Source organism: Paenibacillus bovis, assembly GCF_001421015.2.
In the GTDB taxonomy this organism is placed as follows: Bacteria; Bacillota; Bacilli; order Paenibacillales; family Paenibacillaceae; genus Saccharibacillus; species Saccharibacillus bovis.
Genome location: NZ_CP013023.1, coordinates 1,256,431 through 1,268,518, shown reverse-complemented (window position 1 = coordinate 1,268,518; position 12,088 = coordinate 1,256,431). Strand labels below are relative to the sequence as shown.

The window sequence follows — 12,088 nt, the reverse complement described above, 5'->3', positions numbered from 1 at the left end:
ATACACCACTTTTCTTATGAAAGCGCTTCATATCTCCGTTTTTCGTCTATTTGCTCTGAAATATACAATTATTGTTAAAAAACATACATGTATGATTATTTAACATAGTAAATAAATATTCATTGCAAAAGTGACATCTTGAATTGAAATTATATTAGCAACAAACACAAGTATAACACTACCATCACCATGTCACTATACTTTTTGTCATAATTAAGCATTATGGCTTATATTATGTCGATAAAAAATAGCTCTACCGGACAGCAGACTTACTCACCGAGCAGGAATTTAATATTTTGCATTTACCCATTCCTGATCAAAAAACCTTATTATTCCATTTATCATCATTCGACATCTGTATCCATAAGCTGCTCCTTCTTCCAGATTGGAGCCTGTAATGTATTGATTATGTAAGTTGTTTCGGTTGGATCGGCCGTTTCCGTAATATAGAAATAAAAAATAAAATCGCCCGGATCCCTTGCTGTATGGACTTTCTAAACACAAATGTTGCTTTAGTCCGAAATATACGGTTTAATAGAGACAGTAACATGTTTATCTACATAGGGGACTTCTTTTATCGGTATTCCCCAATCCAAATCTCAGGAGGTATTTTACGATGGCATTCGAACTACCAGCATTACCGTACCCTAACAACGCTCTGGAACCACACATCGACGAACAAACGATGATGATTCACCACGATCGTCACCATAACACATACGTAACCAACCTGAACGCTGCTCTGGAAAGCGCTCCTGAACTGCAAAGCAAAAGCCTGGACGAACTGATCAGCGATCTGAACAGTGTACCTGAAAATATCCGCACAGCTGTACGCAACAACGGTGGCGGACATCACAACCACAGCCTGTTCTGGGAAGTTATCGGCCCTGACGCTGGCGGCGCACCTACAGGTGAACTGGCAGCTGCAATCGATAGCGAACTGGGCGGCTTCGACAAATTCAAAGAAGATTTCGCTAAAGCAGCAACTACACGTTTTGGTAGCGGTTGGGCTTGGCTAGTTGTCGGCAAAGACGGCAAACTGGCAATCACAAGCACACCTAACCAGGACAGCCCGGTAATGGAAGGTCTGACTCCACTTCTCGGTCTGGACGTATGGGAGCACGCTTACTACCTGAAATATCAAAACAAACGTCCTGATTACATCTCCGCTTTCTGGAATGTAGTTAACTGGGATGCTGTAAACGCTCGTTACACTGCTGCGAAGTAATCGGAAGATCCCCTTTCTTACGTAACAGCAATGATACGACATATATACGAAAGGCTGTCCTGTCTATACAGGGCAGCCTTTTTGTGCTTTTTCGGATTTTCATAGTATTGGGGTTGATTGCTTCATTCACTTTGGAGTTGATCGCTTCATTCACTCCGGAAAGGAATAAGAGCATGTCCTCCGGTTAAGCTTGGAGATCCTTTAATAGGGGGAGAAAATGAGGATCTCCAGGCTTAAATGTCGTCCTTGCTCTTATTTCCTTTCCTGCGTTATGTGCTTATGCATCATGGGCAAGTCACTAATATCATCAGGCAGCTCCACCATATAGATATTCGCATAGCCTGTACGGTCGCTGGTGAAAAAGAGTCTACGGCTATCCTGACTAATTCGCGGATAGGCATGAACTTTGGGTGAATGGAAGCTGCAGCGCAGTTCGCAGAGTACATACGGTCCGTTGTAGGCTTCCTCAGCATCAGGAGATGCTCGCCAGAGATTCAGGGTCTGCACGTCTTCTCTGCCATCTGTAATCGCCTGATACTTGCCGTCCAGATAGGCATGATGGATCGCAAAAGGGATCTCCTGCTCCTGCTGATCCGATTGATCGTAACGGATACTTCCCCAAAAGGATATGCCGCTGCTTCGTACTCCCTGATAGCCGATTGTCTCGCCGTCATTGAGGAAATAAGGTCGGCCGACAACTTCGTCTGCTTCGCGTCTTGCCCGGACTGGACTGATTTTGCCGCTGCGTCGATCCATGCTCCAGATAGGGTAGTCTCCTAGCTCCCGGCTATCTTCCTGACAAAAGGTCAGCAGCCAGGGATGAACCGGAGAAGCCTGCACATGGGCAATCACGCTCTGATCTTCATGGATGATCTCTGACTGTCTCGTATGAAGATGAACCGCAATGATCTGACTGAACGAAGAAGAAGATTCCGGCATAAGCTGCTCTGCTGCTTGACGATCTATACCTGTATCTTTATTATTGGTCACATTGTGAAATGTATCTTTGTGATTCCATTCCTGGTTGGCTTCCGGGTCGTTCTCTGGATCATTTTTGGCAAATGGCTTCCGCCGGATACAGACCAGTACCGACTCTCCATCCGCTGTACAGCTGATATTCCCCAACCGGAATCCTTCCGGGCAGCGGTATTTGACCCGCTCGCGAAAAGATGTCAGATCCAGCAGCGAGATCGTATCTTCTTTTTGCAGCAGTGCCTGCTGTCCATCCGGGGTCAGGCATACCTGCAGATCGTCATTGTTTGCGTAGGTGGTCAGCTGGGTCATCTCGCCAGTATCTAGATGAATTGAGAACAGATTGGCGCTGTTATCCCTATCGGATACGAACAACAAACGTCTGCCTTCGTCATACAATCCATTTTCGGTAAAGTACAGCTGGCGGCTATGCCCCCGGTAATCGGTCAGCTGATGCACCTGCACGCCAGTCAGTGGGTCATGATATTGTTTCCACTCTGGAGCCCATATTGTACCTTTTACCATTGCTATTGTTCTGGACATGATACTTCCCTCCTCCACCCGTTACCGAACAGCCGCTCAGGCGATTTCACTTTCTCTTCTCTAACGAGTACCCGGCTCTGAGATTGTCTAATCAATTACGATCTGATATGTAATGCAGGATGCAGCTCCCATTTTCCTGCATTAGAGGCACTGGACCCTTCATCGCCAAATAAAAAATCCCTGCCAATTGTATCTGACAGGGACTCGGTCTATTGATCTTTATACGGCTAGCTTATTTCTCTTTAAAATACTGCTGTAGGATCTTCAGGAACAGATTCGGAAAAGCGTACTTTTCCATGTCTTCCTGGCTGATCCAGCGGTAATCGTAAGCAAAAGCTTCACCCAGCAGCGTACTCGGTACAGCAGCATACACTTCCTGCTGTTCGGCGACCTGGCTGATCGGCTCCACGATGTCCGTTGCTGCACTTGCAGCCAGCTGCTGACGAATATGCTCCAGACTCTCCGCTGTAGCTCCGGACAGCTTGATATCGAGCGTACCCTGCTCCGGTTCCTGTACCTGATTCAGCGGCAGCTGGCGATCAGAAATATCCATCTTCGCACCACTATGCAAGGCGGATGCAGGTTCTGCTTTTTCATCAGATCGTCTGGCCAGCTCATCCGCAGACTGAGCACCGACTAGATTCTGCTCGGCTGTGCTTGCTGCACTAGCCTCCGTACAGAGGAATACACGCATATACCACTGAATATGGCTAAAAGTATGCTCGGCTGTCATCCAGGCTTCTCCAGGACGTACCTCTACACCTTCGTTATGCAGGGCCATGCTTAGCCGCTGCATGGCGGCTTCTTCAGACAGATTGGCTCCAGCCCCGGCTTTTTTGGACTCTTCCGCGATAACATGCGGCAGCTCCCACATCCGCGCCAGCAGACCGGTAGCCGGACGCTGACGGATCAGTACTTTACCGGCGTGCTCTCCCTGGCCTTCGATCACTGCCAGCAGACGATGTTCGGGACGCGGCGGCTTGGCTTTGGTCTTCACCGGCAGCTGCTCTTCCATTCCATTGATTCGTCCTTTGCAGTGCTTCATTACCGGACATGTCAGGCAATGCGGAGATTTGGGTGTACAGATCAGCGCACCCAGCTCCATCAGTGCCTGGTTGAAGTCAGAAGCTCTGCCAGCAGGAATCAGCTCTCCAGCCAGCTTTTCCATTTTGATCCGGGTTGGATTTTTGGCGATATCGTCTTCCAGACAGAAATAGCGCGACAACACACGCATGACATTGCCATCGACAGCAGGTACCGGTACATTGTAGGCAATACTGAGTACGGCACCGGCCGTGTAGGGACCGATACCTTTGAGGGCAGATATTTCTTCCGGCGTATCCGGTACGATCCCCCCATGACGCTCCACGACCTGCTTGGCAGCAGACTGAATATTGCGGGCTCGCGAATAATAGCCCAGACCTTCCCAGCACTTCAGCACTTCTTCTTCCGGTGCATTGGCCAGAATCTCTACTGTCGGGAACTTCTCGACAAAGCGCAGAAAATAGGGGATTACTGTATCGACACGGGTCTGCTGAAGCATAATCTCCGAGATCCAGATATGATACGGATTCCGGCTGCGCCGCCAGGGCAGATCCCGTTTGTGTTCGTCATACCACGCCAGCAGTTCGCGGCTGAAGTAGCGTTTGGCTTCCTGTTCTGCTGTTATATTGGACATTCTGATTCTCCCTTGTTAAGCCTGTATTCTCTCTACAACAGCGAATGCCGAAGCAATCTCTGTCTGATGTGAAATGCTCAAATGTACTTGATAGGCTGCCGCCCCACCTTCCAGATCAAGCCTGTCCCAGGCGGCATGGGACAGCTGGACGACCGGTTTGCCAAGGGCATCCGGCAGTATTTCCATATCGGTAAAATTAATTGTCCGGCCTATTCCGCAGCCAAAAGCTTTGGTGATCGCTTCCTTGGCAGCGAACCGGCCAGCGACGAATTCGTTTAACTTGGCGCCTTTGGTTCTGGAGATAGCGAGTTCCTGCTCGGTCAGTACACGATTCATGAACTTTTCTCCCTGTGGACCGCTGATCAGAATAGCCAGCCGTTTGATCTCAAGTACATCATGCCCTACTCCATAGATCAAGGTTGCTCTACCTCCTGCATGATTGGATTTCTTTATTGTAACAGAGGTTGCCGGATAAATCTCCAATGCCGGATGTATTCATTTTATCTTTATCCTTCTCGTACAAGTCCCTTTTTCGTGCCTGTATCCTCTATAGCCAACCTCAACAACAGCAGGCTTTTGCTCATAAAAAGGACAGCCTTTCCTTTATGGATAAGGCTGTCCCTTTGTAGCTTGCGATTGTTTAGGTTATTCATGGCACAATCGAATTTGCGCCCAGCAACTGACTTGTTGCTTTACTGCTGGGTTTCGAAACAGGATATTAGATACCCGGGATCGGATCGCGTTTGTGCGCTGTACGCTTGTAATACGACTCCAGTTTTTCCGCTACTGCAGGCGCAATCGTTTTGCCTTCCAGATAGTCACTGTTATCGGCATAGCTGATACCCAGTTCGGTCTCGTCCGTCTGATTTTCCCACAGACCGGCTGTAGGAGCTTTGTCCAGAATAGACTGAGGGACACCCAGATGGGAAGCCAGCTCACGAACCTGACGCTTGTTCAGGCTGCTCAGTGGCGTAATATCGACTGCACCATCACCGTATTTGGTAAAGAAACCCGTGATCGCTTCGGAAGCGTGATCTGTACCTACTACCAGCAGATTCAGCGCATTGGCGATACCGTACTGGACGACCATGCGTGTTCTTGCTTTGATGTTGCCTTTGGCCTGCGGAGTGATCGCTTCCTGCTCCAGTTGAGGCATTACGCTGTTCACGATCTCTTCGATCGCGTCCACGCCTTTTTGTACATTGGTTTCGACTTTGTACTTCAGGTCAAAAGCTTCGGCAGTCGCGTAGCTGTCATGAATATCCACCTGGGAACCGTATGGCTGAAACACACCAACCGTTTTGTATTCCTTGCCAGTGGATTCACTGAGCTCGTCTGTCGCGCGCTTGCATAGTCCGGCAGCGACGGCGCTGTCGATCCCGCCGCTGATAGCAATCAGAAGTCCGTTGGAACCGGATTTCTCAATGTAGGACTTGAGGAAATCCACACGTTTGCGAATCTCCGCATCCGGCTCGATTGTAGGCTGTACTTTCAGGTCATCAATAATTTGCTGCTGCATACTCATATTCGTTATCCACTCCTTCGACTATTCTGATCTGTCCTGCGACTGTGCCGATCCTGTCTGCATGGCAATGATAACCACTGCAACAGGGCATCACCTGGTGATATTACCAGCACAGCATTCATTCTATTTATATATACCCAAAACACAAACATCCTGCAACCATCACATAAGGTGACAGGTGCAGGATGTTCATAAAGGAAAGCTGATGATTACTGGCAGTACTTCTCGAAAGCTTCGTTCAGTGCTGCTGCAATATCTTCAGCCGAATGGTTTTCGATATGATGACGCTCGATAAAATGAACCAGCTCGCCGTCTTTGAGCAGTGCGATCGACGGGGAAGATGGTGGGTATGGAGCAAAGTACTCACGCGCTTTGGCAGTGGCTTCTTTGTCCTGGCCAGCGAATACCGTATACAGATGATCCGGCTTCACACTGCCCTGCAGGGCATGGGCAACACCCGGGCGACATTGTCCGGCTGCGCATCCGCAGACAGAGTTGATAACAACCAGTGATGTACCGGAAGCATTATCCAGGCTCGCTTCTACTTCTTCAGGTGTGCGCAGCTCGGTAATTCCGATGCTGGTCAGCTCGTCACGCATCGGCTGAACCATATCTCTCATATATTGATCAAATGACATGGACATCTTATTCACTCCTTACTTTTAATAAGCATTAACTTATATTATACACAGGTTGCCCGATAATACCAATGAACAGGATGGGATTCCTGCGAAATTTTCCGGAATATACAGTCAAAATCCACACTTCGCAGACGTTGTCCCCGGTTTTATCTACGCATAGCTCTATTCATCAGACCGGCTCTTCCGATTCTGCCTCTTTTGATCCAAAGGAATGGGAGAAAATAACGGAAAAAGTCGTTCCTTCCCCCTCTACCGAATCAACCACGATACGTCCCTGGTGGCGCTCCACAATACTGAGACACAACGACAATCCCAGTCCCGTACCTTTGGATTTGGTTGTATAAAAAGGCTCAAACAACTTGTCCAGCTTTTCCTGCGGAATACCGGGTCCAGTATCGCGGATACGCATAATGACCTCGCTGGCTGTAGCTTCTGTCTCGATAATCAGCTCGCCCTTGTCCTCCATCGCTTCCATGCCGTTGCGCGCCAGATTAAGAATCAGCTGCTTGATCTCTTTGGAGTTCAGATCCAGCCGCGGCACATTCTGACCGGGAATAAAGGTAATTGACTGTCCACGCAGATTGGCATCGGCCCACAGCAGCGGCAGCAGCTCCTCTATAATAGAATGCAGATTATAGAGCTGCTTTTCCACAATACGATTCTGGGCCAGAGAAAGAAAGTCATTGATAATGCTGTTCGCACGATCCAGTTCGTCCATTACAATCAGATAATAATGATCAAGCGAAGACGGACTTTTCTCGCGCATCAGTTGAAGGAAGCCGCGGACGACCGCCATCGGATTGCGAATCTCATGCGTAATACTGGCAGCCATTTTGCCGACCAGACTGAGCTGTTCGACATGACTCAGTTCATTGCGCAATCGTTCTACTTCTGTAATATCCTGAGCAATAATTACCGTACCGGTCAGACGATGATCCGGCAGCTGGTGAATCGGCGCTATACTAATATAAAAAGTACCGTAATCCAGACGCATCAATTCACTATGAATATGCTGTTCCTCCGGCAGACGGCGAATAATCTCTATCGTACGCTGCAATCCGGAAGTGACCTTGTCGCTATCCAGGCGCAGCAGATTGATATTAAGCGCTGTCTCACGCGTAATATCCGGTATAGATCGTCGCAGGATCTGCAGAGCATTTTCATTAATAGCCGTAATCTGTCCATCCGCATCGATAGATGTAATCATCATGGGCGCTACATTCATAATCTGGCGCAGCTTTTCCGCTTCCGTGATGACACGATTGGATAGATTCAGCATTTGCTGATTCAGCTGTTTGCGTTCCATGATACGTTCTATCGCCTGAATGGAATAACTGCCTGCGACAATCGCAGCTCCGACAATAAACAAAATAACCCACCAGGTAGCGGTATCGAGATTGTGCAGCCGCATACGCAAGCCGGCAGCTAGCATCGTCAGGATAGCGCTTAACAGAATAAGCAGTCCGGTAATAAGCCTTTTTTTGCGAAGGGAAGATTGAAGAAACATGGATGAGCATAATGCAGCAGCCGGGTATAACAATACGCCGCTATGCACGAGAAAGTCGACGACCCCACTGCCCGAACCGAGCATCAGATACATTATAGTCTCCAGGACCAGCAGCAGAACCCCCCGCGCAGCTCCTATGTAGAGCACTCCAATGACCATAGCTACCAGACTCATCTGAATCTCAAGCGTAATTGCACTATAAATAGAGAGTATCCAGCAAATCACAATGCTGAACGCAGACGAGAGCACAAGAATCGGGGAATATCCCCGCCAGGTCAATCGTACACTGTGCAGGGAATCATCGCCGCTGCGTTCCACGATGTTCGAGAACAAAAACACGGCAGATCCTACAGCCAGCATTTGCAGCAGGATTTCCTTCACTGCAATAATAATGATGTGCCCCTCCCTCTCTCTCTGTCGTAATTCGATTAAAGCATAGCAAGCCAAACATTACAATATATAGTATGTTGACCCAGCATTTTCAAACCACTTATACAATACCCCTAATAATACCAATTATAAACAGAATCGCTGCGCTTCGGCCTTTTCCTGTGCAATGAGATGCCGAAACTGCCGAAAACCTTGAAGATTGGCCGTTTTTCAATATGGATTAATGGTATATTAAAGTAGTGAGTACTAACATTAGATAAAAAGGAAAGATACGATTTGAAATACGATATTATTGTAATAGGCGGCGGCTCCGCAGGTCTGATGGCCAGTGTAGCTGCCAGCGAAGACGGTGCCAGCGTACTGCTGGTGGATAAAGGCAACAAATTGGGCCGCAAACTCGGGATTTCCGGCGGCGGTCGCTGCAATGTAACCAATGCCAAAGAAATCGACGAACTGATCAAATATATTCCCGGCAACGGGCGTTTTCTGCACAGCGCACTTGCCAAATTCAGCAATATGGATATTATGCGTTTCTTCGAAGATATGGGTATTGCTTTGAAGGAAGAAGACAATGGACGCATGTTCCCGGTTACCGATAAAGCCAAAACGGTCGTGGATGCGCTGGTGAACCGTGTACGCGCCCAGGGCGTGGATATCCGGGTGAACAGCCCGGTGGCGGAAGTACTGTACGAGGATGGTAAAGTATACGGCGTGCGTCTGCGTTCGGGCGAGGTTATCCGCAGCCATGCCGTCATTGTTGCTGTAGGCGGCAAATCGGTACCTCAGACCGGCTCTGAAGGAGACGGCTATCCCTGGGCGGAAAAGGCCGGACATACGATTACCGAGCTGTATCCGACTGAAGTGCCGATCACCTCACCGGAATCCTTTATCCAGAGCAAGGAACTGCAGGGGTTGTCCCTCCGCGATATCAGCCTGACCGTATGGAATCCCAAAGGAAAAAAGCTGGTCACCCATGATGGCGATATGCTATTTACCCACTTTGGCATTTCCGGTCCGGCGGCTCTGCGATGCAGCCAGTATGTCGTCAAAGCACTCAAAAAATTTCCGGTGACCTCTGTACCGATTACCCTGGATATTTTCCCGGACAAAACAGCGGATGATATTTACCGTGAAACCCTGCAAATCGCCGAACAGGAATCCAAAAAGGCGATCAAAAATGTACTCAAAGGCTATATTCCCGAGCGTATGATTCCGCTCATTCTGCAGCGTGCGAATCTGCCGGAGGATCTGACCTACCATAACATTCCGAGACAGCAATGGATGGACATGGCTCGCCTGATCAAGCAGTTCCCGATTGCAGCGAATGGTACACTGTCGCTCAAAGAAGCCTTTGTTACTGGCGGCGGGGTGAATCTCAAGGAAATCAATCCGCAGACGATGGAATCCAAAATGACGCAGGGGCTGTATTTCTGTGGAGAAGTTATGGATATTCACGGTTATACCGGCGGCTACAATATTACCGCCGCTTTTACAACCGGGCATACAGCCGGTCAAAGTGCGGCTGCATCGCTGCAATATCAGGGATAATCTTTTCATGTGCAGACGGTACGGTAATTGATCAGTGGATGCCTGTATAACTCCTCTATGACTCCTGTACCGGCTGCCCTATCCTTATACACACCACCAATCGGAATTTGATTATCTGGCAAGCGAAAGGCAGGTAAGCATTCTTATGAACGAGCCTCAGACTCCCTGGATAAACCATCTTCCTTCTATAGAAGAATGTCGTCGTATATTCAGGTCGATCGCCATGCTGGATGCCATTTTGATACCGGAATGGGAGTATCGCTATTACTCCTTTAATTCGGTATGGGCAGAAGGTGAAGAAATGGCATCTATGCGTGACGGGGAAGGCAGTCATTATTTTGCGCTGTTCACCCGTGACGGACTGATGATCAAAGGATATGACGCCGAACAAGCTGCTTCGGGTCTCATGTTGTCAAAAGCCCAATCTATAGATCCCCTGCCCGCTGCTGTTGCTGATTTTTTGCAGGAACCGGCATTTATGGGTGAACAGACGACGTTCTGTCTCTGGTACCTGTATAGTGAGAATCGCTGGTTGTCTGATCGACCTTATACCGAGCAGGAGTGTTCGCTGCTGCAGGCATTATGGAGCGGAGCATCGTATTATCGTGAGTGGGCAGCCGATTATACCGAGACCGAAGTTCATCCGGAAGCGGTACACCGGATTTTTGCCGGAGAGCCGCTGACATCTGCTCTGATAGCACAGCTGAATCCAGAACTGGAATTCGGCGATCTGGAAGAAGATATCGAAGAAATTGATTATCCGGCGACAGCTGATTAGTTCATCGGCAATACGCGAATCCGGTATAAATACCGGCTGTTTTACTTCCCACGATCAGGCAAGGAGAACAGGCTGAATTCTGCCTGAATGATAAAGTGAAGTATCCGTTTATGGTTCATCACAAAGCCCTTTGCATAGGATAGGCAAAGGGCTTTTGCTATTGGCTGTATAATGGCTGGTCATCCTACCTTTTTCAGGCAAGAAATCTGCTGTGTTCCCGCTGCATTTCGGAATCTTACCTAGTCAGCATTTTACCTAGTCAGCAGCATGCTATCCCAGCCACCCATACGCTCCATGCTGTTCATTCAGATAACGGATCAGCGCTTCGGTATAATCGGTCTGGATCATATTGAATCCCCGCTGCTGGTGCCACTGCCAGCCTTGCTTGGGATCGATCAGTGACGCTCCATCGGTATGCCCTCCACATAGTGAATCCCACATCGTATTCACCCACAGCCGGCAATCCTGATCGATAATGGTCTGCAGTACCATCGGATGGATCAGAGCGCTGTCTTCTGTATCAAAGCAGATCTCCACCGCCTGCGGACGTACCTGTTCAAACAGCTGCTCCAGACGGTGTACTAGCGGTTCGTTGGATGAATCGAGAATATGCATATATAGCGGCGGTTTTATTTTATCCTGCAAAAAATATCGCACCTCTTCCGGAGAGGCGCTGCTTTTGAACAGGGCATGATCCACCGTATCGGTACGCAGCAGTGCTGCATAGACTTCTTCGCGAAACTCCCAGCATTTATCCAGATTAAGCATCGCTTTGCCGCGAATCAGGATCAGCGCTTCTTCCAGAGTAGGGATTGTATAATTGGTGAGCGGCTGGCAGACGCCGCCCTGATACTGGCGCAAACGAAGACTTCGCAGCTCGGCTAGCGTCATATCGGCAATTCGTCCTGTACCGTCAGTCATCCGGTCTACGGTCTCGTCGTGCATCAGTACCAGAGCTCCATCACTTGTTCGATGCACATCAATCTCAATCATATCGGCCCCGGCGACAATCGAGTACTGAATCGCCGCCAGCGAGTTCTCCGGCGCCTGCTTCCAGTTGCCGCGATGTGCAGCGACCATCATCCGTCCACGGCTGTCGAGAAAGCTGGACATTATCTCTTCAATCACAGGCCTGTATTCCTCACGCCAGATCGTCACGGAATCATCTCTCATCGCATTCAATCTCCGATTCATGTATTTACTCATATCCTTGCAGGTAATTGTTGGCAAATGACTTTCTATTACTTTACCGCTTCAGCGTTAACGGGAATAGGCATT

At 48.8% G+C, this 12,088-nt stretch carries 10 protein-coding genes; 3 read left to right on the top strand and 7 right to left on the bottom strand.

All coding sequences use genetic code 11. The features are described 5' to 3' along the window. The first annotated feature begins 616 nt into the window (after positions 1–616). Entirely contained in the window at positions 617–1,228 is a 612-nt protein-coding gene (locus tag AR543_RS05410; RefSeq protein ID WP_017812635.1) for a superoxide dismutase, read from the top strand. 252 nt (positions 1,229–1,480) lie between these two features. Here AR543_RS05410 and AR543_RS05405 read toward each other — a convergent pair whose 3' ends face one another. The 6 genes from AR543_RS05405 to AR543_RS05380 form a co-directional block, all read right to left on the bottom strand. Beyond that, entirely contained in the window at positions 1,481–2,743 is a 1,263-nt protein-coding gene (locus AR543_RS05405; RefSeq protein ID WP_060532476.1) for an oligogalacturonate lyase family protein, read from the bottom strand. A 232-nt stretch (positions 2,744–2,975) separates the two neighbouring features. Continuing rightward, on the bottom strand, positions 2,976–4,421 hold the full coding sequence (gene mutY / locus AR543_RS05400; RefSeq protein ID WP_060532474.1) for an A/G-specific adenine glycosylase: 1,446 nt from the start codon (positions 4,419–4,421) through the stop codon (positions 2,976–2,978). A 15-nt stretch (positions 4,422–4,436) separates the two neighbouring features. Further along, positions 4,437–4,838, bottom strand: coding sequence for a holo-ACP synthase (acpS, locus tag AR543_RS05395; RefSeq protein ID WP_060532472.1), 402 nt, complete (start codon positions 4,836–4,838; stop codon positions 4,437–4,439). Positions 4,839–5,139: 301 nt separating this feature from the next. Next, positions 5,140–5,946 (bottom strand): ammonia-dependent NAD(+) synthetase, encoded by an 807-nt coding sequence (gene nadE / locus AR543_RS05390; protein ID WP_060532470.1) that lies wholly within the window; start codon positions 5,944–5,946, stop codon positions 5,140–5,142. 209 nt (positions 5,947–6,155) lie between these two features. Continuing rightward, complete coding sequence (locus AR543_RS05385) at positions 6,156–6,590, bottom strand: BrxA/BrxB family bacilliredoxin (RefSeq protein ID WP_060532468.1); 435 nt, start codon at positions 6,588–6,590, stop codon at positions 6,156–6,158. Between the two features lie 166 nt (positions 6,591–6,756). After that, complete coding sequence (locus tag AR543_RS05380; RefSeq protein WP_060532466.1) at positions 6,757–8,475, bottom strand: ATP-binding protein; 1,719 nt, start codon at positions 8,473–8,475, stop codon at positions 6,757–6,759. Between the two features lie 285 nt (positions 8,476–8,760). Between AR543_RS05380 and AR543_RS05375 the strand changes: the two genes are divergently transcribed. Both AR543_RS05375 and AR543_RS05370 read left to right on the top strand, forming a co-directional pair. Beyond that, positions 8,761–10,032 carry a BaiN/RdsA family NAD(P)/FAD-dependent oxidoreductase gene (locus tag AR543_RS05375; RefSeq protein ID WP_060532464.1) on the top strand — a complete coding sequence of 424 codons (1,272 nt, stop codon included), beginning with the start codon at positions 8,761–8,763 and terminating at the stop codon, positions 10,030–10,032. Between the two features lie 145 nt (positions 10,033–10,177). Further along, entirely contained in the window at positions 10,178–10,810 is a 633-nt protein-coding gene (locus tag AR543_RS05370) for a hypothetical protein (RefSeq protein WP_064505559.1), read from the top strand. 270 nt (positions 10,811–11,080) lie between these two features. Here the strand turns inward: AR543_RS05370 and AR543_RS05365 are convergent, their stop codons facing one another. Next, positions 11,081–11,983: a glycerophosphodiester phosphodiesterase family protein gene (locus tag AR543_RS05365; RefSeq protein WP_060532459.1), complete on the bottom strand. Its 903-nt coding sequence runs from the start codon at positions 11,981–11,983 to the stop codon at positions 11,081–11,083. Positions 11,984–12,088: the final 105 nt, after the last annotated feature.